Source organism: Kitasatospora sp. NBC_00374, from assembly GCF_041434935.1.
Classification (GTDB): Bacteria; Actinomycetota; Actinomycetes; order Streptomycetales; family Streptomycetaceae; genus Kitasatospora.
In genome coordinates this window covers 119718-142712 of sequence record NZ_CP107965.1, presented here as the reverse complement: position 1 = coordinate 142712, position 22995 = coordinate 119718, and the positions used below count along the sequence as shown (strand labels likewise).

Annotated in this window: 26 protein-coding genes; 12 read left to right on the top strand and 14 right to left on the bottom strand. The window is 72.4% G+C overall.

Annotated elements, in window-relative coordinates:
• Window positions 1-290: 290 nt before the first annotated feature.
• The 3 genes from OG871_RS40160 (at window position 291) to OG871_RS40150 (ending at window position 6434) form a co-directional block, all read left to right on the top strand.
• Complete coding sequence (locus tag OG871_RS40160) at window positions 291-4247, top strand: SNF2-related protein (RefSeq protein WP_371503559.1); 3957 nt, start codon at window positions 291-293, stop codon at window positions 4245-4247.
• A complete protein-coding gene (locus OG871_RS40155) occupies window positions 4247-5551 on the top strand; it encodes a hypothetical protein (RefSeq protein ID WP_331727355.1) in 1305 nt (434 codons plus the stop codon). Before OG871_RS40160 ends, OG871_RS40155 begins: the two co-directional genes overlap by 1 nt.
• Window positions 5552-5825: 274 nt before the next feature.
• Complete coding sequence (locus OG871_RS40150; protein ID WP_331727353.1) at window positions 5826-6434, top strand: hypothetical protein; 609 nt, start codon at window positions 5826-5828, stop codon at window positions 6432-6434.
• A gap of 147 nt (window positions 6435-6581) precedes the next feature.
• On the opposite strand, the gene OG871_RS40145 is transcribed toward OG871_RS40150, so the two are convergent.
• Window positions 6582-7400: a TIGR02391 family protein gene (locus tag OG871_RS40145; RefSeq protein ID WP_331727352.1), complete on the bottom strand. Its 819-nt coding sequence runs from the start codon at window positions 7398-7400 to the stop codon at window positions 6582-6584.
• 259 nt (window positions 7401-7659) lie between these two features.
• On the opposite strand from OG871_RS40145, the gene OG871_RS40140 reads away from it, so the two are divergent.
• Entirely contained in the window at window positions 7660-8394 is a 735-nt protein-coding gene (locus tag OG871_RS40140) for a hypothetical protein (RefSeq protein ID WP_331727351.1), read from the top strand.
• 379 nt (window positions 8395-8773) lie between these two features.
• On the opposite strand, the gene OG871_RS40135 is transcribed toward OG871_RS40140, so the two are convergent.
• Genes OG871_RS40135 through OG871_RS40120 form a run of 4 tightly spaced genes read right to left on the bottom strand, consistent with a single transcriptional unit; the run spans window position 8774 to window position 12346 of the window.
• Complete coding sequence (locus OG871_RS40135; protein WP_331727350.1) at window positions 8774-10021, bottom strand: hypothetical protein; 1248 nt, start codon at window positions 10019-10021, stop codon at window positions 8774-8776.
• Between the two features lie 35 nt (window positions 10022-10056).
• Window positions 10057-10860 carry a hypothetical protein gene (locus tag OG871_RS40130; protein ID WP_331727347.1) on the bottom strand — a complete coding sequence of 268 codons (804 nt, stop codon included), beginning with the start codon at window positions 10858-10860 and terminating at the stop codon, window positions 10057-10059.
• Window positions 10857-11816, bottom strand: a complete 960-nt coding sequence (locus OG871_RS40125; RefSeq protein WP_331727345.1) for a hypothetical protein — start codon at window positions 11814-11816, stop codon at window positions 10857-10859. The genes OG871_RS40130 and OG871_RS40125 overlap by 4 nt, the downstream gene beginning before the upstream one ends.
• Window positions 11813-12346 carry a hypothetical protein gene (locus OG871_RS40120; protein WP_331727344.1) on the bottom strand — a complete coding sequence of 178 codons (534 nt, stop codon included), beginning with the start codon at window positions 12344-12346 and terminating at the stop codon, window positions 11813-11815. The genes OG871_RS40125 and OG871_RS40120 overlap by 4 nt, the downstream gene beginning before the upstream one ends.
• Window positions 12347-12609: 263 nt before the next feature.
• Here OG871_RS40120 and OG871_RS40115 point away from each other — a divergent pair, with 263 nt between their 5' ends.
• Complete coding sequence (locus OG871_RS40115) at window positions 12610-13341, top strand: hypothetical protein (protein ID WP_331727343.1); 732 nt, start codon at window positions 12610-12612, stop codon at window positions 13339-13341.
• Window positions 13342-13359: 18 nt separating this feature from the next.
• On the opposite strand, the gene OG871_RS40110 is transcribed toward OG871_RS40115, so the two are convergent.
• Both OG871_RS40110 and OG871_RS40105 read right to left on the bottom strand, forming a co-directional pair.
• Window positions 13360-13839 carry a hypothetical protein gene (locus tag OG871_RS40110; RefSeq protein WP_331727342.1) on the bottom strand — a complete coding sequence of 160 codons (480 nt, stop codon included), beginning with the start codon at window positions 13837-13839 and terminating at the stop codon, window positions 13360-13362.
• A gap of 103 nt (window positions 13840-13942) precedes the next feature.
• Entirely contained in the window at window positions 13943-14281 is a 339-nt protein-coding gene (locus tag OG871_RS40105; RefSeq protein ID WP_331727341.1) for a hypothetical protein, read from the bottom strand.
• Window positions 14282-14520: 239 nt separating this feature from the next.
• Between OG871_RS40105 and OG871_RS40100 the strand changes: the two genes are divergently transcribed.
• Both OG871_RS40100 and OG871_RS40095 read left to right on the top strand, forming a co-directional pair.
• Entirely contained in the window at window positions 14521-15549 is a 1029-nt protein-coding gene (locus OG871_RS40100) for a hypothetical protein (RefSeq protein ID WP_331727338.1), read from the top strand.
• Window positions 15501-16010, top strand: coding sequence for a hypothetical protein (locus OG871_RS40095; protein ID WP_331727336.1), 510 nt, complete (start codon window positions 15501-15503; stop codon window positions 16008-16010). Before OG871_RS40100 ends, OG871_RS40095 begins: the two co-directional genes overlap by 49 nt.
• Window positions 16011-16027: 17 nt before the next feature.
• Here OG871_RS40095 and OG871_RS40090 read toward each other — a convergent pair whose 3' ends face one another.
• The 3 genes from OG871_RS40090 to OG871_RS40080 form a co-directional block, all read right to left on the bottom strand.
• Window positions 16028-16468: a hypothetical protein gene (locus tag OG871_RS40090; protein WP_331727333.1), complete on the bottom strand. Its 441-nt coding sequence runs from the start codon at window positions 16466-16468 to the stop codon at window positions 16028-16030.
• A 141-nt stretch (window positions 16469-16609) separates the two neighbouring features.
• Window positions 16610-16936 (bottom strand): hypothetical protein, encoded by a 327-nt coding sequence (locus OG871_RS40085; RefSeq protein WP_331727331.1) that lies wholly within the window; start codon window positions 16934-16936, stop codon window positions 16610-16612.
• On the bottom strand, window positions 16933-17265 hold the full coding sequence (locus tag OG871_RS40080; RefSeq protein ID WP_331727330.1) for a hypothetical protein: 333 nt from the start codon (window positions 17263-17265) through the stop codon (window positions 16933-16935). Before OG871_RS40080 ends, OG871_RS40085 begins: the two co-directional genes overlap by 4 nt.
• 367 nt (window positions 17266-17632) lie before the next feature.
• On the opposite strand from OG871_RS40080, the gene OG871_RS40075 reads away from it, so the two are divergent.
• Window positions 17633-19198: a zinc-ribbon domain-containing protein gene (locus OG871_RS40075; RefSeq protein ID WP_331727329.1), complete on the top strand. Its 1566-nt coding sequence runs from the start codon at window positions 17633-17635 to the stop codon at window positions 19196-19198.
• Window positions 19199-19255: 57 nt separating this feature from the next.
• On the opposite strand, the gene OG871_RS40070 is transcribed toward OG871_RS40075, so the two are convergent.
• Window positions 19256-19474 carry a hypothetical protein gene (locus OG871_RS40070; protein ID WP_331727326.1) on the bottom strand — a complete coding sequence of 73 codons (219 nt, stop codon included), beginning with the start codon at window positions 19472-19474 and terminating at the stop codon, window positions 19256-19258.
• A gap of 123 nt (window positions 19475-19597) precedes the next feature.
• On the opposite strand from OG871_RS40070, the gene OG871_RS40065 reads away from it, so the two are divergent.
• Both OG871_RS40065 and OG871_RS40060 read left to right on the top strand, forming a co-directional pair.
• Complete coding sequence (locus OG871_RS40065) at window positions 19598-19999, top strand: hypothetical protein (RefSeq protein WP_371503556.1); 402 nt, start codon at window positions 19598-19600, stop codon at window positions 19997-19999.
• Window positions 20000-20038: 39 nt separating this feature from the next.
• On the top strand, window positions 20039-20206 hold the full coding sequence (locus OG871_RS40060; protein ID WP_331727323.1) for a hypothetical protein: 168 nt from the start codon (window positions 20039-20041) through the stop codon (window positions 20204-20206).
• 190 nt (window positions 20207-20396) lie between these two features.
• Here the strand turns inward: OG871_RS40060 and OG871_RS40055 are convergent, their stop codons facing one another.
• Entirely contained in the window at window positions 20397-20594 is a 198-nt protein-coding gene (locus OG871_RS40055) for a hypothetical protein (protein WP_331727322.1), read from the bottom strand.
• Between the two features lie 166 nt (window positions 20595-20760).
• Here OG871_RS40055 and OG871_RS40050 point away from each other — a divergent pair, with 166 nt between their 5' ends.
• Complete coding sequence (locus OG871_RS40050) at window positions 20761-21213, top strand: hypothetical protein (protein WP_371503555.1); 453 nt, start codon at window positions 20761-20763, stop codon at window positions 21211-21213.
• Window positions 21214-21231: 18 nt separating this feature from the next.
• Here OG871_RS40050 and OG871_RS40045 read toward each other — a convergent pair whose 3' ends face one another.
• On the bottom strand, window positions 21232-21777 hold the full coding sequence (locus OG871_RS40045; protein ID WP_331727319.1) for a winged helix-turn-helix domain-containing protein: 546 nt from the start codon (window positions 21775-21777) through the stop codon (window positions 21232-21234).
• Between the two features lie 134 nt (window positions 21778-21911).
• Here OG871_RS40045 and OG871_RS40040 point away from each other — a divergent pair, with 134 nt between their 5' ends.
• The gene (locus tag OG871_RS40040) at window positions 21912-22091 is read left to right on the top strand and encodes a hypothetical protein (RefSeq protein WP_331727318.1); all 180 of its coding nucleotides are present in this window, start codon (window positions 21912-21914) and stop codon (window positions 22089-22091) included.
• Window positions 22092-22097: 6 nt separating this feature from the next.
• On the opposite strand, the gene OG871_RS40035 is transcribed toward OG871_RS40040, so the two are convergent.
• Window positions 22098-22985: a hypothetical protein gene (locus tag OG871_RS40035; RefSeq protein ID WP_371503554.1), complete on the bottom strand. Its 888-nt coding sequence runs from the start codon at window positions 22983-22985 to the stop codon at window positions 22098-22100.
• Between the last annotated feature and the right edge of the window lie 10 nt (window positions 22986-22995).

Below are 22995 nucleotides of genomic sequence, written 5' to 3'. Positions count from 1 at the left end.
CTGACGATGGTTGGAACGGCCGCCGAGCATGGAGGGCTTGGGCAGCGCAATCGCCTCGGCGCACGACGCCCGCTTGCGCAATGACAATGGGCGCCGATCATTGCGCAGGCAGGGGCCTGATCGACAAGTCCTCCCGTCTGACGGGCGGTCCGGTTCGACCGGTCGAAGGCGGTCGCGGAACAGCTCCGTCACTGCCTCCGTGGCGAACAGCGCGGCATTGCACCGGGCTGTCGCTCCCGTTCGGGAGAATGCCCGTGCCCCTGTCCCAAACGCTGGAGTCTGATGTGCCGGTGACCTCTCGCCCGCCCCTGGCCGCACCTGCCCTTCCCGCCAGTCGCGCCCAGGAGCGGGCCCTGCTGGAACGCCTCAGTGCGAAGGAGTTCACCAGAGCGTTGGCCGCTGCGGCTGCAGTCGGCCACGGTGTCGAGGGGCTGTGCGCGGAGGCGGTGCGCCGCATCGAGTCGGGTGAGCTGCCGGTGCGCGACTTGCGGACGGTGCTGCTGGAGATCAACGGATCAGGTTGGCAGCCGGCTCGGGCAGCTGTGCTGCGGCGCCTTCAGGCTCAGCCCGAACTGGCGCCTTCGCTGCTCTCGGTCCACACCCAGATCGCTGGTCTTCCATCAGCGCAGCCGGTCGAGGCCCCGCTTGGCCTGGCCACGGAACCTGGGCACCGGTGCGCGATGACCCTCGCCCTTCCGTCGGGCCCGGTATCCGGCCCGGAGCGAACGGCAGAGACAAAGAAGACGGCACGGCAGCTTGCCTCCACCGCGCTGCTCGCCCATCTGGCGGGTCTGCGCGTTGACGAGTACCAGGACGACACGCCGGTCTCGGAGCCTCCCGTAGCCGGTACTCCCGGACCGTTCATCCCCTCCCCCTCTCGGATCTCGGACAGCGCCGATGGGCACGACTGGGACGGCCTCTCCGCGGACCGCTTCTCCGACGCCCTGCGCGGTGCACTCCACTCGGCCACTCCCCCGACCGGGCTGGCGCAGGCACTCGTCCAGCGGGCCGACGCGGGGCACATCGGCCCCCGCGACTGGTTGGCCCTGCTGCAGCGCCCCGCCACCCCCGCGTGGGCACCACTCCAGGACGTCGCCCTGGACGCAGCTGGCCGGGTGCCGGGACTGGCGGCCGGCATCGTGAACCTGCTGCGTCAGGCCGAGCAGGCCCCGCCGGTCGAGTTCGATGCTCAGCGGCGGGGTCCTGATCACCACCCCGAGCACACCGTCACCGCGTCGCTGCAGCTGCGGCGAGGCAGGGTGACCGGCCGGCCGGGTGTCGGCCGGTCCAAGCGCCTGGCGGTGGACGCCGCGCTCGTGTCGCTGCTCGCCGCAGTGGCGGGCCTTTCGGGGCCGGAGGTCCACATCCTCGCCACCGCCGACGGCGGGGAGGTGGCACCGGAGCCCGTGGCGACGGTGGTGCCGCTGCCGCGCGGCCCGCTACCTGCTGGGTCCGAGCCCGCCGGGTGGCAGGGCCCGCGAGCGGCGGTGGCGTGGGCGGTGGCGCAGGGATGCGCGTTGACGACGGCGCCGGGTCGGCCCGGCCGACTGGTGCTCTACCGGCCCGACGGGCACGCGGTCAGTGCGGCCCCACCGCCGTTTCCGGCGGAAACGGCAACCGTGGAGCTGGTCCTCGCTTGCGAGCGCGGGGCTGTGCGGGCGGCCCAGGTGTCCGGCTGGTCGGTGCCCTTGGACATCCTGCTGCCTGTCCTGCTGGCTCCCGAGCTGACCGCGCACCGATCGGTGGTCGGGTGGGCGGCCGTGGTCGACTTCGCGGTGCGGGTCGTCGCGGACGGGGCGGTCCACCCCGCGATCGACCCGGGGGGCCGGGACGTGTGGCGGCCGGTGCCGAGCGAGGCCTTCGAAGCCGCGCTGACAGCGGTCGCGGCTGCGTTGCCACCCGAGGCCCATGCCGCTCTGACCGTTGGCGAGCCGCTGTGCGTGCGGGACGCGGCCGGCGCAGCCGCAGATGTCGCCGCCCAGGTCGTGGAGTTGCTGGTGCGCGGCCCCGGTGTGGCACTCCTGCACGGCGAGGGGGCGTTCGCCTCGCCGCCTGCGGTGCAGGCCCCGGGGGTGCGGGCGTGGGCGGACGGGATCGAGCGGGACCTGGACCACCGGCCGGAGCCGGTCGTGGTGCTGACGGTCGGCGTCCCGGAGAGCACGGCAGTGGGGGAGATGCTGCTGCCCGTCCGGATCGGCACCGGCCAGCAAGGCACGGTGCTGGGGGAGTGGCAGCAGCGGCCGCTGCGCCGGGTCCTTCGGCGTGCGGCCGCGGTGTGGAAGCCGCTGGAGCGCGCGGCCTTCGCGGATGCGGTGGACGGGTTCTCGTTGAGCGTGCAGGAGGCGGGGGAGCTGGTCGGTGCGGATCTCGCCGGGCGCCTCGGCGAGGCAGGGGTGCGGATCGGCTGGCCGGGGGCACTGGTCGGAGGGCTGGCCAGCCACACCGTGATCGGAACGGGCTCGGCGGGTCCCGATGGCCGGGGTCTGAGCATGGAGGCCCTGCTGGACTGGCGGTGGCAGGTCACCTTGGACGGTGTGGACCTCCGCGAGGACGAGATGGATCTGCTGGCCGAGGCACACCGCCCGTTGGTCCGTCTTCGGGACCGGTGGCTGCTGGTCGACCCGGTGACCCTGGCTCGGGTCCGGCACCGGGTGCTGGAGCAGCTGCCGACCCGCCAGGCGCTGACCTCCGCGCTGGCGGGGGTCCTCACCGTCGGGGGCGAGCTGGTGCCGTGCCGGCCCGCGGGCGGGCTGGCCCTGGTGGTCGAGGCTCTGCGCGCCGGCGAACGCGGCCGCCAGCCGGTCGCCGTCCCGACCGGGTTGAAGGCGAACCTGCGGCCCTACCAGCAGCGCGGCTTGGAGTGGCTGGCGGGCATGACGGCGCTGCGGCTGTGCCCGGTGCTCGCCGACGACATGGGCCTGGGCAAGACAGTGCAGACCCTGGCATTCATCCTGCACCGCCGCCTGGCCACAGCCGGGGCTGTGCTGGTCGTCTCCACCACGTCGATGCTCGATCAGTGGCAGCGCGAGACCGCGAAGTTCGCCCCCTCCCTCACGGTGGTGCGCCACCACGGCGCCGGACGCCGACTCCCCGAGGTGCTGGCCCCCGGCACGGTGGTCCTCACCTCCTACGGCACGCTCGCCCGGGACGCCGCCGTGTTCGCCGCCCGGCCCTGGGACCTGGTCGTCGCGGACGAAGCGCACCTGATCGCGGGCAGCGACGGCCTGGCCGCCAGGGCGATCCGCTCGCTCACGTCCGAGGACCGGCTGGCGTTGACCGGTACTCCGGTCAACAACCGCTCCGTCGAACTTTGGCGACTCCTGGACTGGCTCAACCCCGGCCTGTTCGGCACCTTGAGCACCTTCCAGCGGCTCATCGGCCGCCACACCGACCGCGATGCCGACAGCGAGCAGGCCCGGCTGCTGCGCCGCCTGACCGGACCGTTCGTCCTGCGCCGGCTGAAGACGGACCCGGAGATCGCAGCAGATCTCCCCGAGAAGATCCGCACGCTGCACCGGGTGGAGCTGTCGACCGAGCAGGCCGCGCTCTACGAGGCACTGGTCCGCGAAACGCTGGACGACCTCAGCACGCGGCCTCGCCGCGCCCGCCCGGGCCGCGTCCTGGCCCTTCTGCACTCGCTGCGCACCATCGTCAACGACCCCGCGCTCTACCTGGGGGAGGAGCCCGAGAAGGCGGCGGCCGACATTCCGCGCGCACGGGAGCGCTCGGCCAAGCTGGACGAGTTGCTGCGGATCGCCGATGCGGCGCGACGCGGCGGCGAGCAGATGCTGGTGTGCGTCAACTACGTGCAGATCGGGCACGTGTTGGCCGCCTGCCTGACAGCCGCCGGGCACGGGGCGGCGTTCTTTCACGGTGGCCTGGCCGCGAAGGAGCGAGCACACCTGGTGCAGGAGTTCCAGGCGGGTCGGCTGCCCGTGCTGGTGCTGTCGGTCAAGGCCGGAGGGACCGGGCTGACGCTGACCGCCGCGACGCAGGTCGTCCACTACGACTCACCGTGGACCAATAGCGCGCTGGAGCAGGCATCGGACCGGGCCTACCGGATCGGGCAGACCAGGACCGTCCACGTCCGCCGACTCTTGGCCACCGGCACGGTGGAGGAGCGCATCGACCGGTTGGTCACCCACAAGGGCGACCTGGCCAACGCCGTCGTCCCGTCAGGGGAGATGGACCTCGCACACCTCGACGACCAGGCCCTGTCCGCCCTCGTCTCACTCGGGAGCCGCTGATGACCGCCACCCCGCCCTTGGCCGATGCCCCCTCTCAGGCCGGGGTAGGCCCGTTGTGGGCGGAGGCGTTCCTCGGCGCCGTCGCCGCCGCGGTGGGCAGCCACCGCACGCGGCTGGAGGCCACCCGGAAGATGCCCCACACCGCCTACACCGGCCAGCTCGACACCTCCCGACCGGGGCAGCTGCTGTGCTCGGTGACCCTGCCCGGTGCGCCCAAGGCCCGCACCACCATCGTCGTCGGCGCGCTGACCGAGACCCAGTGGGACGAGGTCGCCGCCGCCCTTCCCGCCCACCCCGGCATCCTGGGCGCCGTCCAGACCGGCCGAGTCCACCTCGGCCTGCTGGAGCCCAAGCACACGGCCGGTCACCCGCTCCTGCCCACCGAGTTCTCCTTCGACTGCACCGCCCACCCGGCGGCGGCCGCCGGCCCGGGCGGCTTCTTCTGCCAGCACGCCGCCGTCCTCGCCCACGCCCTCGCCTCCCGCATCCGCCAGCAGCCCGCCGCGCTGCTCACGCTGCGCGGCTGCTCCCAGGGGCGCCTGCAGGCGAAGGTCCGCACCGCCCGCCTGTCCGCTGGTGCGCCCCGCCCCCGTCCCGCCGTGGCGGCGCCGGCCCCCACGGCCGCCGACAAACTGGTGCCGCATCCGTCTTCGGGGACGACACGGGAGCCCGAGATGGTGCCGCCGCCGGGCAGCGTCCCGGCCGCCCTGCTGTTCCAGCAATGGCAGCCGGCCCCGACAGGCGGGTACGAAGCCGCCCTCCCGACCGCGCCCGTCCTTCCGCCGCCAGTGCCGGGGGTGAGCCCCGCACTGGACACCATCGTGGCGGACGCCGCCGCCCGCGCCCGCGCCGCACTGAGCAGCCGAACGATCGAGGTGGGACTCACTCCGCTGACCGACGCGATCCGCCACCTGGCCACCCCGCAGGGGGCCAGGCTGGCGGACGACGTCGCCGAACGCCTGGGGCGGACGCCCGCAGAGGTCCGGCGCCTGGTGGTCGCCCACCGGCACGGCGGTCCGGCCGGCGTCCAGGCAGCGGACTCCCTTGCCGAGGCCGACCCGGAATCGGTCGCGGCGGCCGCGGCAGCCATCACGGCCGCGCAGCCCACCGCACGGGGGTCGCTGACCGCCGAGGGGAATGCCCTGACAGCGGGCGGCGCGCAGGTGCGCCTGGGCCACGACGGCAGGTGGCACCCGTTCGTGGCCATCCACGGGGGCAGCTGGCAGCCGGTCGCCGGAGCCAGCGCCGAGCCGGCGACCGCGTTCCGGGCAGCGAGGACGGCGCGGCTGGCCGCCCCCAGGTAGTCCGGCCGAGGACTTTCGTCGTCGACATCCGCTGGGCGGTAGGGCGAGCAGACCGCGCCTTCAATCGCGACGGGCGGTGTCCTCACCGGGAAGCCGGGGCCTGGCATGCTGTCTCGCAGAGATCCGCCGTCGAGGCGGTGCTGATTGGGGGACCGTGGCTACGAGGCGGCAGCTCAATATGGCCGGACCGGCCCAGAGTGACCATCTGATCCATTTCACTGGCCGCCCAATGGGACGGCAACCCACACCATCGGTGCCTGAGGAAATCCGCGCTATGAAGCCTCCACAGCGCCTGGACAACATCCTCGGAAGTGCACGGCTCAAAGCGTTCGCGCCGTTCGGCAATGAGCGGCCTGCCGTCTGCTTCTCCGAGAGCCCGCCGAATCACATGGCCCACCTCATCGCCGATCTTGGATTCCCGCCGTGGGGCATAGTGATCTCGCGCTCAGAGTTCGTGGCCGCCGGCGGCGGAGCAGTCGCCTATCTGCCTGACCACGTCCGGAACGAGTTCCCACCGGACCTGCATCACTGGGTCGTCCCGTTCGGGACCAACGGCCGGTTCGAGGACTGGTCACACGAACGTGAGTGGCGACTCCCCATGCCGAGAAACCCGAAGACGAACGAGTACTATCCGGCGATCAGCTTCCAGAAGACGACCACCCTGCAGGCGATCCTGGTCGGAGATCCGGCTTGGCGACCAACCCCTGTCGGCAGCGGCGTGTGGATCGACTACACCACCGGCCAGCAGCATCCCGGGCCCGCCACTACCTTCTGCGAAGAACAGACCGAGTTGCCCAGACTCTGGCGGGAGGCACAGGAGATCTGGGTCTGGAACCCCCACTCACGGAAGATCGACACCTGCCTCCCGAGCGAGCTCGGTTGACCCAGTTGTCCACTGTCCTCTTCCCTGACCGCCTGCCCCTTTGATGCCCGCGTGAGCGGCTGGCGATCGTCTCGCGGGGCAGCCCTGAGTTTCGTCGACGAAACCCACCGGGCAGTGAAGACGAGCAAGACACGCCAGCCGCCAAGGTCAGGGATTCACGCGCGCGGCATCCAGCCGGCGGTGAACCATCGACAGGGTGGTCAGCAACTCCAGCAATTCGTCGTCGCTGACGGGCCGGTGAAGGCGCGGATCGTGAGCCGTCGGGTTGCGGTACATGCTGCCCAGCCCCTTGATCAACGCCGCGAACCCCTTCTGCTCGCCTTCCTCCGTCTTCGTCGTTCCGGTGTTGATCGCGACACGAGGCGTGCCGGCCAGACCCGGCATGAGCACGGCGTCGACCAAAGGAGAGCCGTCCCGCTGCTCGCCGGTCATCCGCCGGAGACGGTCGAAGACCGACTTGGTGGCTTCCAAGCTGGCGTGAAAGGCGTTCTTGGTCAGGATCTCCCTGGTGCAGTACGCCAGCACTTCCGGGTGGGTTCCACGGCGACGAAGTTCCGCCCGCAGTGAGTTGGCGTGCTGAGCAGCCTGATCGAGCGTGCTCGCAGCCGGCCCCCTCGCCACCTTGCCTTCGTCGTTGACGCGCAAGCCGACATGGACCAGTACCTCGTTCAGGTCGTCGCGACGCCGGGAGAACACGTCCGGGCGCTGCCGGTAGCGGACCGGAGCCATGGCCTCGGTGATGAACTTGATCACGCAGTTGGACGCCTGGTCGCGGCCCTGCCGGACAAGCAGCGCCTGAGCCAACCGCTTGCGCTTACTCGAAGCCTCGACGTCCGCGATGCCGATCTGGGTCAGCAACTGCCCGATCTCACTGCCGGTCAGCCCGTCGCTCGTATCGGCGAGAACGTCCGCGACCGCGATGACCGTGGCGGTGGGCCAGGTTTCGTGCTTGATGGAGGTCGTCATTCCATGCCCTTCCTGGGCCTGCTTCTTCTAGAGGCGAACCGATCAGGATGGCATGGGTGCGCGCCGCACCGCTCAGAAATGCACGGGTTCAGGTGCGGACTTTCGTCGACGAAAGCACCGAAAGCCCGTCAGTCCCCCCCTCCCGCCTTCTGCGCGAGGCCGCACGGCCGGCCAGAGTCAGGAGGGCCGTTCCCGTGTCTGGTCTGGGCAGCGGGTTCGCCGAGTCGCCGCCGTCCTAGCGTCCGGCGACACTGAGGCCATGCAGTACGACCGAGTCGGGGCGTTGCGGTACGCGGTGGCGTGGAGCGATCAGCACCCCCTGTCCTGGTTGGAGGGGGCCTTCCCCGTCACCTACGAGGTGAGCGGGTGGAAGTTCGAGCTGGCGGAGTCGCGGTTGGTGGCGGTGCCTCCGACGCCGATGGACCTGGACGATGCCCGGGAGGCGGTGCTGCCGCTCCTGAACGCCTGGGCGGCGTCGCTGGAGATTGACGATCGTCTGCTGGTGACGTTCTCCTACCTCGGGGCGGATGTCGTGTCCGGCCGATCAGGGCAGGTGCAGGCGGCCGACGCCGTGGTGGCCGCGTTTGACGCCACGGTCGCGGTGCAACGCCCTTCCCCGCCAGCTCCGAGCTGGGATTGGCTGGAGACGTCAGTAACCGGTGCAGCACGCGCCCTGTGCCTGCGGCCGCTTCGCAGCGGGAACCGGCCCGTGGTTGATGCGGCGTACTGGCTGGCGACACACCTGGCCAAATGGGCGGGCAGCGAGACGGAGGCGGCGGCGCGACTCAACGTCTCCGCGGACTACATGAAGCGCGCTCGGACGGAAGGGGCGCGCAGTGACGAGCGGAAGGTCGGGCCGGGGTCGAAGACGCTGACCGCGGAGGAGAAGGTTGCGCTGGCGAGGGTCGTCGAGGAACTCGTCCGGCGTCTGCACCTGGTGGAGAGCACGCTGAGTCCGGGCGAGTACCTCACGATGGCGGACTGGCCGGCGTAGCGGTTTCGTCGACGAAAGTCTGAGGCAAGGGTGCCCCGTCCGGGCTCCGCTCGTCGTGCGCAGCCCGGGCGGCAGCAGGTTCCCGGTCTGCGCAGAGGGGGATCGCGCTGCGCAATCCCCCTCTGCGCAGATGGTCGACCGCGCATGATCATGCGCAGAGATGCGCCTGCGCAGACAGCTCGTAGGGATTGCGCAAGAGGTCCCACTGCGGCTGATCCTGCCCATCGTCGCTGGTCACAGGTGCGCAATGTCTGCGCAGAGAGTTGGCCGTGCGCAGGGTTCGGCGGCCTGTCCTCGGGAGATTGCGCAGTGTGCCCGACGCCGAACCTGCCGGCTTGGTGGACGGCGCAAGGGGCGGTCCGCCGCTACCGGGTGCCGTTCAGGGCCGAGGGGTGGCGTCCCGGCCGGCTCGGGGCAGCAGGTTCAGGAGCCTCCGGAGCCCGCGCGCTGGGGGTGCGGCCTGGGCGGCGGGGGTCAGCAGCCACGCCTCCCAGGCGGTCGCGTCGGTCAGGGCGTGGGGCGGGACGCCGAGGCGGCCGAGGGCTCCGGGGTAGGCGCGTTCGTAGGCGGTGTTGTACGCCGCGGCGATCTGCGGTCCGGCGAGCATCCACGGGGCGGGGCAGTGGCTGATGTGCAGGGTGGCGACGTAGGTGCGGCGGTTGACGGTGCCGTGGAGGAGGCCGTGGTCGATCAGGCCTTGCCAGTGGTCGGCTTCCTTGATGTTCCGGGTCATCTCCCAGGGGGTGATCAGGGCGGTCTGGGTGGCGAACAGCCAGGGGAGGCCGAGGATGCGGAACAGATGCGTTCGGTGCGCGCCGCCGCTGTTGATGTTGTAGACGGGGCCTTCGGGGCCGGCGATCGCGATCAGGTCGACGGGGCCTTCGTTGTTGAGCAGGTGGTGGCGCAGGAACGCGGGCAGGTCGCTGGGCGGTTCGGCGAGGAGTTCGGTGGCGGCGCGCGGGATCCAGGAGGAGGAACGCTCGTAGCCGGATCGGTTGATGATCCCCCACACGGGATCAGCGGCTTCCACGATCGCGTCGGTGCGGACCCAGCCGCAGCTGACGGCGTTGCACCACATCTGCTCTTGCTCTCTGAGGGCCAGGGTCGGGACCTGGGGAGCGTCGGCCCGCAGTTGGACGGCGGCTTGTTCGACGCGGTCGGGAACGCTGGCCGCCTCCGATTGCCGGCGCAGGTCCGCGATGGCGGCGGTGAGGTCTGCGAGGTGCCGCGGGTCGTGGTCGAAGGCTGCTTCGAGGTCGTCGTCGTCCGGGAAGGGGAAGGTCGGCTTGGTCCGGGCGTCGACCGTCATCTCGTTGCCGGCGCCGGAGACGAGGGGGCGGTGAAGGGTTCCGGTCTCGAAGGGGGCGAGGACTTCGGGAACGGCTTGGTGGACGGCCGCCCATCCCATGACGACGGTGCCGTCGGCGGCGGTGGCGTTGACGGTGCCGTCGTCGGCCACGCGCACCGTCCAGGCCTGGCCGTCCCTGTCCCGGGCGGCGGCACGCCCGGACAGGGCAGCGGCCAGGTGAAGGGCCTGCGCGCGGGGGGAGCGCTCGGGGGTCATGGAGGCGAAGGCGTCCTGCAGCCTCGCGGCGAGTTCGGCTTCGTCCATGTCGAACAGGTCCACTCGGAACGTCCTTTCGGCAGCGGCCGGGTCAGGGTTCAGCGTCGGATTGGCTGGGCGGTGCTGGGCCCGTAGGCGCGCAGCTGGGCGGGGAGGTGCTCGGGCTTGCGCCACCACGCTTCGAGACCGCAGGCGCCGAGGGCGGTGGCGAGCGTGGGGCGCATGGCGTCTTCGACGGCTTCGCGCAGGTTCCAGGCGGCCCGGCCGGGGGTGGCGGTGAGGCGCCTGGAGGGGTTCCAGCCGAGATCGGGGATGCCCGTGGTGTCGTCTTCGACGTCGAGGGGCGGGCAGGGGCGCAGGAGGATACCGGGGTCGCCGGGGCGGTCGGCGACGGGCAGGCCGGCGAGGGCGGCGCTGCGCCGGACGGCGGCGGTGATTTCGGGTCGGATGCCAGGGGCGACGGGCGCTGGGCCCGTGGGGCGGGGGAGGGGCGGGGAGGCGAGTTCGACTGCGGGAGGGGTGGCGTGGCCGACCCGGATCTCCCACAGGGTGAAGGACTGCGCGGCGGCCGCACCGAGGGCGGGGAGGATCGAGGTCAGGGCGTGCTGGACGGCGTTGACGACGAGCTGTTGTGCGCGGTGGGCGGGTTGCTGGTGCTGCTCGGTGGCGGCCGCGGCGGTCAGGCGCGGAGAGGGGATCCAGTGGAGGGCGATCAGGCCGTCGCACCGGTCGTCGTCGTCAAGTGGTTGGGCCGGGCGGAGGTGGACGCCCGGCCCGTGGCCGCCGTGGGCTATGGGCAGACCGGCCAGGTGCAGGGCGTGCATCGTCCGGTCGGCCAGGTCCCGGTCGACCGGCCTGCCGCTGGTGAGCGGGAGGGGCTCGGGCGGGGAGGTGGGGGTCACCGGCGTAGGCCCTGCCCGGCGTCCTTGTGGTCGGCGCGCTGCCGGGCGGTGGCCTGGGCGGGGATGCGGCCGAGGGCGAGCACTTCGTCGCGTACGCCGTACAGCATCCGGTAGACCAGGGCGTCGGTGGCGGCGTCGAGCCATTCCTCGGTGTCGGTGCGCGGTGGCATCGGGCCCAGCGCGGTGGTGAACCAGACGGGCAGGAGGCCGGTTCCGGCGACGGCTGTGCTGATGCGGGCGCGGGCGATCCGGACGAGCTGGTCGTGGGCGTCCTGGCCCGCTTCGGCGGCTTCGGTCAGGGTCTGGTCGAGGCCTTGGTCGCGGTCGAGGGCGGTGCGGGCGGTGGCGGCGGCGCCCCTCAGCCGGTCGGTCTGTGCCGTGGTGGTCCTGAGCTTGGTGGTGGCCGCGCGGTAGGCGGTGGCGGCTTCGGTGAAGGCGTCGCTGCCGAGCGCGGCGCCGGCGAGGGTGCCGCTTGCGGCCAGGACCGCGGTGCGGGCCTGCTCCAGGGCTGTGGTCGCCTCGTTGTAGGCGAGCAGGCTGTGGTGATGGCGGGCGCGATCGGCCGCCGGGAGCAGCCGGGCTTCGGCGGCCCGCCCGGCGGCGGCCTTGGTGACCAGCTGGTCGATCTCGGTGTCGGTGGCGTCCAGGTCGACGGCTTCCCCGCCGGCGGCGGTGCGAACGCGCCGCTCCAGCCAGGCGACTCGTTGGCCGAGGTCCTCGACCAGGGTGCGCACCTCCTTGTTCTCGTCGTCGATCTCGTCGGCCCGCTGCTCCAGACTGTCGATCTCGTCGGCCTGCTCGCGGAGCTTGTACTCGGCGGAGTCCAGGCGCCTGCTGGTCTCACCGGTTTCTTGCTCGTGCTCCTCGCGCAGGCCCCGGAGGTCGGATTCGACGTCGTCCACCGAGCGGCTGAGCCGGCGGACCTGGTGCTCCGCGTCGCCGTAGGGGGTGCTCACTTGGTGCTCCCGTTGGGGTCGTCGGGCAGGCCGGTGATGAAGCTGGCGGCGGCGCAGAGCAGGGCGGCGACGACGAACCAGGCGCTGAGCGTGCCGGTGGCAACCGCGGCGAGCAGCAGGGCGCAGGCGGCGAGCAGTGCGGCGCTGGCACGGTGTCGCCGGTGGGGCTGGGTCTTCGGCAGCGGCTGGGCCTTCCAGCCGGCGCTCAGGGCGGCCAGGAGGAGGGGGAGGAGGAGCAGCAGCCAACCCCAGGCGATCCAGCCGGGGATCACGGCGGCTGCGGTGAGGGCGGCGATGGCGGCGGCGCCGCGGCGGGTCCACATCACGAACTGCTCGGTGGCGTGCCGCGCGGGCTCCGCGCGGAGGCCGGGCACCTGCGTGGCGTAGGCGAGGAGGCTGTCGGTGGCTGCCACCAGGTCGGTGAACGCCTGGGAGCGGCCGTCAGCGCCGGGGGGCAGCGCGGCCGCGGTGGCGTGCCGTTGTCGTACGTCATTCTGCAGCTGCGCGAACCGCGCGGAGACCGTGTCCACCCGTGCCCCTCCATCAGGTCGAAAGCGGCTCCGGCCGCTCGCCTTGGAGGGTATCTATGGGTACTGACAGTTTGGGGCCAGTTTCGGAAAGTAGCCGCTGCGTCCTGCATACCGCGGGGGCGGGCGGCGCAAGGCTGGGGAGGAGCGGGTCGATGGTGTACAGCGCAGAGCATGTCGGGCGCGATGGGTCGGCTGGGGCAGGCCGGGGAGACGGCGGCGACGGCCCCGGCCAGGCCCCCCGGTTGGGGAGCAGGGAGGCGGCCGTGCTCCTCGCCGAGACGGTCCGCGCAATCATGCTGGGGGAGCCGCTGCGCCTGCCGGGCGGGGTGGAACCCACCGCGTCCGCCATGGAGGAGGTCCTGGCGGTGTTCCTGACCGCTGTGCGCGGGGTGTCGCCCGAGGACGAGGGGCGGCTTCGCCGACAGCTGCACCAGGCGGGGATCTACGCGCCGCCCTGCGTGGAACTGCCGCCCGCCGCCGGCGATCCGGGGGCGGGGGAGCCGGTGGTGGAGGAGGGCGGCTTCCACTCGATCCACCCGGAGCAGGCCGGTTGGAACTTGGAGCGGTGGCTGCTGGCGGTCCCGGGAGACGGCGACCAGGACTTGGGCCAGTTCGCCGCTGCGGGCCTGCAGGAGCACCTGGACACCTCGCCCGGTGCCGGTGCCGAGCTGCTGGAGCAGCTGCGCGCCGGCACCGTCACGGTGCACTTCTTCCAGCAGACCGGCTTCGACGAGGACACGGGGACGGAGTCCTTCCAGGGGGTGCTCTACAGCCCGGCCGTTGGGTGGGTCGCCACCGAGCGGCCCGAGCCGCAGGACGACGGCGAGGAACCGGACAGCCTGGTGTGGACCGCTCCGACCCTCGCCGCCCTGGTCGACGCCGCGGGGGAGCACCTGAGCGGGCTGCGTCCGGACGCGGTGGACGGGTTCGGGTGCCGGTGGGTCAGCGGGTATGTGCGTGAGGGGGTTGGGGTCAGCCGGGTGGCTGAGGTCTGAGGCGTCGGGGTCGCTGGCCTACGCCCGGGTGAGCAGGGCCGGGCCGACGCCGAGCCAGGGGCCGACTCCGTGTGTCGGCGTCCGGCGCGGCCGGCCGCACTGCGACCAGGCGGTGTCGATGACGCGTCGGAGGCCGTCCCGTTCGCTCTCCGGTGCGTGCACGCCGTTGCGGACATCGGCCTCGATGGGGCGCAGCGGGTAGGCGTCGGTGGTGACGCGGCCGCGGGTGTGCTTGGTCAGGTGGCGGCTGCCGATGTGGAACCAGTCGGAGCAGTCGTACCCGGCGGCGAGGGCGGCTTGGTCGATCCGGTCACCGAGGGGGTGGCCGCCGGCGGTCCAGGCGTACCAGACGCGGGCGGATCCGTCGGGGCGGTGGAAGACGATCCACAGGAACGTCTCGGGGGCGTGGTCGCCGACGATGCCGTCGACCACGGCCTTCTCCACCGGCGTGGGGTCTGAGGTGGGGGCCAGGACGACGGTGGCGCCAAGGGGTGTCATTGCGGGCACGGGTGCTCCTCAGCGGCGGTCTGGCGGGTGGTCATGGCGGCCTTTCCAGGCGGGAGTGGGGGCCGTGCGGGAGGTGCGGCGGTGCGGTCGGCTGTCACTCGTCGAAGTAGCCGACGGAGTTGCGGGAGCGGTGCGGGTGCGCGGTGGGGCGGCCGACCCTGGGGTCGCCGCGCTGCAGGTCACCTTCGAGGGCGTACCGGTCCTCCTTCTTGGTGACGCCGGTGATGGTGGCGACGGCCAGGACGGTGCCGGCGGTGTTGACGATCTGCACTTCGTGCTGGGCGAGGGCGCGATCGGCGTTGAACTTCCAGATGCCCCGGCCGGCCAGCCATGCCTCGTCCTCGCTCATCCCCTCTCGCCAACCGATGGTCGTGCGGCCGAGCAGGTCGTCGGAGCGGGCCGGGCGCTCGGGCCCGATCTGGATCTGAAGCATGAGCCCCTCCAAGCAAGGAAACTTTGTAACTTGTTGCGAAGTTAGCGCAGCAGGCTCTAACTTCGCAACAAGTTACAAAGTCACGCCACCCTCGGATCCACCGCCGGACGACGGGGAAGGGGCCGACATCCACGCCCTCCCATCCAGGGAGGGCAGGCCTCGAAGTAGACGTGATTAGAAATCCATGGTAAACATTATCCTGTCACGTCGGGTGGCTGGCGGTTCTGAGGGAGGGCATCGTGATCAGCTTCGGACGCAAGGTCGTCGACCGCGAGGACGTGGCAGTCCTGGCCGGCAAGGCCGTCGGGACACTCCGCAACCTCGGAGCCTTCAAGGCCCTCACCCCGGTCGCCGGCGGCGGCCGCGGCACCAAGGAGCTCTACGACCTGGAGCAGGCCCGCTTCCTGGCCAGCCACCTGCCGCGTACCAAGACCGACAACCTGCCGCAGGTCCCGGCGGCGACGGACGTCTGCGCCCTCAGCGCGGAGCAGCTGCGCGCCGAGGTCCGCCGTGTCCTCCTGGAGGAGGAGCAGGAAGGCGTCGTGGGGGACCTGACGATCGCCCAGGCCGACGCACTCGGCGAGCAGGACCTGCGGGCGTGGGTCCGCGGCCGTGAGCTTCTCACCCTGGAGGAGGCCCGGATGGCGGTCCCCCACGAGCGCCGGCCGACGAAGTCCACGATGGAGTCGTACTACCGCGGGAGCAAGGCGACCCGGCTCCCCGAGCCGGACGCCGTCTTCTACGGCGTCGCCTTCTGGACCCGGGCCACCATCGAGCGTTGGAACAGCCTGGAGCGCCGTCCCGCGCACGGCATCAAGGGCCACGGCCGCCCGGCCGGGACCAGCGGTGCGACCGCCGTGCCCGTGGAGTCGGCCGAGAAGACCGCCGCTTCGGTGATCGTGGACGAGCCGACCGTGGAGTGCTCCACTGGCGACGCGAACCTCGCGAGCGCCGTCACCGGCCCGGTGGGGGAGACCACCTCCCTCGGGGAGCAGCTCGTACCTGCCGGCACAACCCGACGTTTCCGCGGTGCCCCGGCATCCACCTTCAGCCGGGTGGTCCGGCCGAGGCGGCCGCCGGCCAACAGCGAGGAGACCCCGGGCGTTCCTCGCGGCAGCCACCCGGGGCCAGTGACCTTGCCCCGGAACGGGTACGGCGGGTGTGGGACTTCCCGTTCTCGCGGCCACATCGCCGAATCCAGCGGGCTCGTTGGAACAGCATGGCCAAACGACGTTCCCTCGACCTGGGGCGGGCCGCCCTGGACCTGACCGCCGCCACCCCGACCGTCCCCGCCGCCCGACGGCCGCAGTGGCTGCCCACTGCGGCCTTGGAGCAGTTGGTCGAGCGGTCCCGGGCCCTGGTCGAAGCCTGCGAGGAACAGGTCGCCGGGTGGGAGGAGAACGTGCTGTCCACCGACGCTGACGAGCTCCACGAGCATGCCGGGCAAGCCCGCTCGGCGGGCCTGAATCCGGTGAGTGTGGTCGACACCGTAGTGCGGGCCGCCCTGGGCGACCTGGTGTCGTGGGAGGCCGCCCTGTCGGGCTTGGCGTCCGCGCTGCGGAAGCTGAGCGACGAAGCCGGCTTGGTCGGGTTCCACCCGGACGCCGTGGCGGCGGGCCAAGGCCTCGACGAGCGGTTGGCGTGGGCGCGGTACCAGCTCCTTTCGGCCGTGGCCGAGTACCACCACGGATCAGCCGGCCCTCGGCAGCGGAGCCCCCGTCCCTGGTGAGTCCCGCCAGGCCCGGGTCAGCCGACCGTCGGACGCTGGTCGGCAGCTTCCGGTTCGCCACCGCTTCGAGCTGCGTCGACCGGGCGGAGCCACCGCACCGGGACGGTCATCGGGGTGGCGCTCATCAGCTCGACCCGGGTGCTGGCAAGGTCCTCCAGGCTGCCCCTGACGACGTACCCGACTCCCGGGGGCAGACCGAGGCCTTCGGCCTGGTCGTCCGTGAGCTGCACCCGCACTCCGGAGTGCGGCTCCACGATCAGCCCGGCCACCATGTGCTCGCCGTCCGCCTCCGGCGGTTCGGTGACGGTCAGCTCGAACTCCTCGCCGGATCTGATGAACCTGAGCCAGTGCATCCGGACGCTGCGCTCGGTGTCGCCCGGCGGGTAGCGGTCGTACGGCAGCCGCTGGGGCACGCGCACCAGGTAGCTCTCGCCGACGTGCACGTGGGCCGTCTTCATGGCGACCACCTTCTTCCTTCCCCGCCTCCCATCATCGCGCTCGTGGTTGCGCGAGGCCAGGGCCGTTGCTGCCTGGCACCGGGCTGCGCCCGGTGGCAGAGCAGGCCGAGGTCCGGGGTGTCTCACCTGGGTCCGGCCCGGCTACGGCTGGGGTCGGGGCGGGTCTTCGGGGACGATGGCGGCGATGCGCACGGTCGGCGGCCACGGTGGAGCGGGGGCGTAGGCGTGCACCGTGTTGATGGCCGGGCGGCCGGCCGCCGCGTCTCCCTCGATCCGGGTGGAGTAGAGCTCTACCTGCTGGGTGCCCTCGGCGACGGCGCGGATCAGCCGGCCGAGGCGGGGCTGGTGCTCCAGTTCGCGGCGCAGGCCTTCCACCACTTCCTCGGCGCCGAGCTCCTTGGCGCGTTGGGCGGCTCGCTCGGTCACGACGGCGACCACCGCGCGACCCTGCTGGTCCGGATCGCTCATTCGGCGCCCTGCCGGGCCAGCAGGTCGTAGACGGTCTCGTCGACCGCGTCTGCGACGTCCCGGTCGGCGGCCAGCAGTACCCGGCCCCGGTAGGCGGCGACGATCTCGGCGACGGCGGCCAGGTCGATCACCGTGCCGACCTCCGCGACGTCGGCGACCTGGTCGACCGGGACCCGGCGCAGCAGCTGGGCGGCGAGCTCGCCGTCCAGGTGCTCGGCGTCGCCGGCGAAGCCGTAGCCGGCCTGCAGGGCGGCACGCAGTTCCTGCACGGTGTCCATCGGCGGTAGCCCGAAGCGGCCTCCACCGTGTTCGGCGGGCTGGGCGCTCATCCCCACCCCCCTCTCCTGTCGGCTTGTGCCGGCCGGTGGCCGGTCCCTGTACTGACGACGGTAGCCGTCCGCAGCCGGACCGCGGGGCCCTACCCAGTAACCAGCCCCGGGAGGAGGGCCCGCGGCCGCGTCCGTGGCGGGGTCCCGAGCGGCCGCTCACCGGGGCCGGCTCGGTTGGGACGGTGGTGGGGCGTGGTTCGGGACTCCAGCTGGGGTTGACTTTCGCTCCCGGGGTGCACGCAAAGTCAACTCCAGCTGGAGTTCCGGGCGATGGGGCGTCCTCCCCGCTCTGCGATGGCCGGACGCGGCGTTCGTCCAGGTCAGGGGCCGGTCCGGCTGTCAGTGTGCCCGCCTACGGTTCGTGATCATGACCCGTCGTACGCGCTTCATCGTCAATGAGCATCCTGAGCTCGCCGCGCAGTGGCACCCCACGCTGAACGGCGGCCTGGACCGGGCGACGATCGGTCCGGGGTCGCATCGTCGGGTGTTCTGGCAGTGTCCGGCCGGGCACGTCTGGCAGGCCGCTGTTCACAACCGGGTGGCCGGCGGCGGCTGCCCCCGGTGCGCGGGCTACGTGGCGCCGGGGCAGGTCACCTTGGCCGAACACATGCCCGAGCTGGCGGCACAGTGGCATCCCCGCAACACCGTCGCCGCCGACAGCGTGGGCCCCGGCTCCAACCGGAAGGTGTGGTGGCGCTGCTCTCGCGGCCACGACTTCGAGGCGCGAATAGCCAACCGTGTTCGGGGCACCGGATGTCGGCGCTGCGGCCGGGACGGCACCGAGGCCCGGCCCTTGAGCGAACTGGCCGACCTGGTCGCGCAGATCGACGTGGACGCCCACCCGGACATCGACCCGGCGGAGGTCCTCACCAACTCCGCCCGAAAGATCACCTGGAAGTGCGCTCGCGGCCACCGTTGGACGACCAAGGTCCGGCACCGGGCCGTCTCCGCCACCGGCTGCCCGCACTGCGCAGGGCGGACGAAAGCGCCCCCGCTGGAGCAGGCACACCCCGCGCTGGCCGCGGAATGGCACCCCACCCACAACGACGGCCTACCCCTGTCGAAGATCACCGCAGGATCCCACCGGGTCGTCTGGTGGCGGTGCGGCGACTGCGCGGGGGAGTTCCGCGCCAGGGTGTTCAGCCGCGTGCGGGCCACCACTCACTGCCCGCACTGCTCGCGCCGGGTCCGCTACCGGGACCTGGCCACCGAGAACCCCCAGCTCGCCGCCAACTGGCACCCGACCCTGAACCAGGCGCTCACCCCGGCCGACGTGACGGCCGGCTCCAACCAGATCGTGTGGTGGACGTGCCCTCGCGCGCACGAACCCTGGCGGGCGATGGTGGCCGTGGTCTTCCTCGGCCACCAGGCCTGCCCCGGCTGCCGGCGCACCGGGATCTCACGGCAGGAGACCGACCTGTTCGCCGAGCTCCAGCACGTCCTGACCGGCGGGGCGCAGCAGCACCGGCTGCGGGCGGCCGCGGGGGTGTGGCGGCTGGACATGGTGTTCCCCACCGTGGGGGACAGCGGGGTGGTCGTCGAGTTCGACGGGTCCTACTGGCACCGGGACTCCCACGAGCGGGACCTGCGCAAGGCCCTGGAAATCGAGCAGCTTCGACCCGGCTGGACGGTGGTGCGGGTCCGCGAGGATCCGTTGCAGCTCACCCGCGCCAGCGACGTTGCCGTGCCCCTGCTCGCCGATCCGTTCACCACCGCGAGCCTGGTCGTGGACCACCTGATGACGCTTCTGCCGTGGCCGGAGGAGACCAGGCACCGCGCCCGGGCCTACACCAGGGGCGGGCGCCGGCGCGGGCAGCGTCTCGCTGACCGGCTGACGGCCGAACGACAGGCCGGGCCGCAGCCGGAACTTCCCGCACCCCGAGCGCGCCAGTTCGCGGTGCCTGCCGAAGTCCACCAGGGCACGCTCTGGTGATCCGGCCGCAGGCCCGCGGACCCGGTCGAGTGCGCCTCCGGCCCGGGTCTGGTGAGGTCAGTTCTGGTCGTCCGGCACGTCTGCTGCCGCCAGGGGACCGTGGCCCAGCGGGCGGCGAGAGGCGGGCACCTCGGGTGCTTCGGCCGGATCGGCGGAGGGCTCCAGGAAGGGTGCCCGCTCGACCGCGAGGAGCCGGGCACCGCTGGGCGGCGGGGCCGCGGTGTCGGTGGCCGGCTCGGAGAAGGGCTGCCACAGCGGGCGCCGGTCGGTACTCATGATCGCCAGTCTTTCAGGTCCACCGCCTCGCTGTGTCGGGGCCGCCGCGCGAGGGCCGGTGGTTGGCTCGATTTCGCGCCCTCGATCCACCCGGCCCGAGGTCGCGGTGGAATCGTGGCTGCCGTGACTGTCGAAGCGATCACCGAACTGCCCCAGCATCGCCGGGGTACACGCAACCTGACCATGGCTCAGCGCGTCATCTCGGACGTTCTCGCCGCCTTGGCCGATGCCCTCTACGAGGACTCTCCGCAGATGACCCGCGACGAGTCGATGGAGGCGGCGGCCCTGCTGCTGGGTGACCGGCCGGCGGTGCTGATGCAGCACGCCGAGGACCTCTTCGCCGCCCACGCGGACCTCAACTCGAACCAAGCGGTGAACGGCGCCGCGATGCAGCTCGGCTACCTCCCATTCCCGCCCTCCGGAAGCCCGCACGGCTTTCCCCGCGGCTTCCGGATCGAAGCGTTGGCGCCGGCCGGCGCGCGGGCGGCAGGCCCGGCCGACGAGGGGCCGGACCCGACCGGGTGAACACGGTGACCCGCCCCCGCGCGTGCGCGTTGTCCCGGCATGACCGGAACCGACCTGCCCGCGGACGAGGTGAGCCGCCGGGCTCAGGAACTGCTCACCGGCGGCACCGAAGACCCGCTCGGTGCCGCCCAGGCACTCTGGGCACGTTGGTGGGAGCGGCGCACCAACCGGGCCGCGCTGGTGGTCTGCGGCCCGGCCGCCCGGTAGCCGGGCGTCCGGGCATCAGGCAGCCGAGCTGTGCGGGACGCTGCTTGCCGGAGGTCTGGTCCGCAGGCTGCGGACGACGTCGCCCGGCGGCGATCCGGTCCTACCAGGTCGGCCCCAGCACGCCGTCGATAAGGAGCCGAACCGCGACGCCGGGTAGTCAACCTTGCGCTGCGGGGCCAACGGCCGAGCCCTACCTGGGCCAGCCGTCCTCCGCCGTCGCAGCGCCGCTCCCGGGCGGGTAGAGGCCGTCGGGGAGCAGGGGCGGGAGCTCGGCCCAGATCTCCAGCGACACCTGCGGGTCATTGTCGACAGCGACGGTCCAGGTCTTTCGCTCACCGGGCTGGCCCCCTGGGACGAACCGGATCGGCGGGCGGGTGTGCTCGGTCACGACTACTCCTGTCTGCGAGTTGCTGGTTGTCCGTTGCTGAGTATTCCGCGCCGTGGCAGGTGAGTTGCCCCGGTCGGGGTCTTCGTGAACCTGCGGCTTGTACGACTTCCGCACGCCTCAGCGGGTCGAGCACACCGGACCGCGGTTCGCGTGGCTTCCTACCGGTGTGGACACACTTCACTTCCGCACTGCCCTGGCCGGCTGCTTGGCCGAGCGCTTCGAGCTGCGCCGCAACTGGCCCGCCCGCTACCACCTCGCCGTCACCGCGGCCGGGGCCCTGGCCGACATCCTGCCCGAGCCCATGCTCGACACCTACGCCCAGGCCGCCCTCGACGGACTCGCCAGAGACCGGGAGACCCGCGGCGGCCCCCTGCCGGGCGCCGGCTTCGTCCGCTGCTTCGACAACGCCCTGCACGCCGCCATCGGCGACCTGGACGACCAGGCGGACGGCTTCCGCGAGGCCTGGCACACCACCCTCCTGCTGCACGACGTGCTGCCCAGCGGCGAGTTCCAGGCGTTCATCGAGTGCGTGCAGGACGCTCTGGAGCAGGGGCGTCCCGGCCCCGACGCCCCGAAGCCCCGCTACGCCGCCGCCCGGGAACGGCAAGCCGTCAGCTAGCCCGCGCGGTGCGCGCCTCTACGGCAGCAGGAGGTCCCAGTACCGCCCGGGCACCACGACCTGCTCGGCGCCCTGACCGCCGCCGAGGAGTGTGACCGCCTCCCCCTTCAGCAGGCCCAGCACCTGCGCGTCGCCGGAATCCGCGATCGCGGCACGCACCAGGTAGCCCTTGCCACCAACAACTCCCTCGGCGGCCCGGGCCAGGAGCAGCGGGCGGTCCTGGACGAAGTACGCGAAGGTCACCGGGTCCTCTCTGCGGCACAGCAGGGCCCAGTGTCCGGCTGGTCCGGGGCGGACTCCGAACTTGGCGTCGGCGTCCAGGCGCAGTTGGTGCCGGGGGCGGTCCTGGGAGAGGTAGGTGCCGGAGCCGGCCCGGCCGTCGAGCAGGCCTTCGCGGATCAGGGCCTCCTGGGCGCGCTGGACGACCGCGTCGCCGACGCCGTATTCGGCTGCCAAGGCGGCCCGTGAGGGCAGGCGCTCACCTGGTGGCCACTCGCCGGCGGCGATCCGGGTCCGCAGGGCCTTGGTGACGGCGGTGTGGGCGGGTTGCCTGCCCTGGGGCATCGGACCTCCTTGGTCGCCGTGTCCGGGTCACCGTAGCGCCCTGACCACCGCGGGCGTGTCCGGGCGGGAACGCGACCACCCGATGGCGGCCGGGCTGCACATCAGGAGCGCGTCGAACTCAGCTGGAGGAAGAAATGCCGCAGGTGTTCTACCGCTTGATCATGGTCTTCTTCCTGGCGACCGCCCTGATTGCAGGCGGCACGGCCATGGACCTCAGTCCTCTGGTGACGTTCGCCGCAGGTGGCTTGGGTCTCCTCGGCGTCATCGGCTTCTCGGCCCGGCAGTACCTGCGCGGCGAGAACCCCGCCGAATAGGCCTGGTCAGTGCCGCCGGAAGTAGCGCGCCTCCTTCGCGGCGGCGATCGCGGCGGCAGCTGGACTGTCCACGCCTTCGGGAACGTGTGGGTAGACGCAGTCGAGCAGGTCGTACTCTCCGGCGTCGTCGCCTCCGATCAAGCCGACCACGGCGCAGACCGGGTCGCTGTGCCTGCCAGCCTCGGCCCACGTGCCCGGCCAGTCGGGGTGCTGATCGCTCACCCGCACCCCGCAGTTCTGGCAGACGACCGTCGGCTCCTGACCCGTCAGCTCCTGGGCGGGCCGGGCGTCGGCCTCCTCGACCACGTGCCCGACCCGCTGCTCGGACTCGGGGCGGCCGAGCAGGGACCGGTCGCAGGTCGGTCCGAACTCGTGCTCCATGGCCGCCCAGACGCCGGGCCAGTGCGGGTGACGGTCGGATACCGCCATGCCGCATCCGGCGCAGGCCTGCGCCGCCAGGCCGTGCGAGCGGAACAGCGCGACGGTCCGCGCCGACACCGTCGAGGCGTACCCCAGGCCGTCAGGCTGGCCCTCGGCAACCGTCGCGAGGTCGTGCAGAGCGAGGTCCTTCTCCGCCAGGTGCACGTCCTCCCAGGTCTCCAGCCCGGCTGCGGGCAGGCACTGCGTCCAACCGATCCGTGGCACCGTCGTGGTCGACGGCCGGTGCACCACCTCAACCTCCGGACCGCGGAGTGCCTCCGGCACGTACTCCGCCAGGGCCCGCCGCAGCTGCTCCACCGCCTGGTCCCGGTCGTCCGCGTTGAGCCAGCACGCCTTCACCAGCTCCCGCAGCTGCGCCCGGGGGTACAGCGTCACCTCGTAGGACCAGCCGTCCGGTCCTCGGCGGAAGCCTCGCTCGTACTGGCCCCATTCCTCGAAGGTGAGACACGTCAAGGCACCGGCT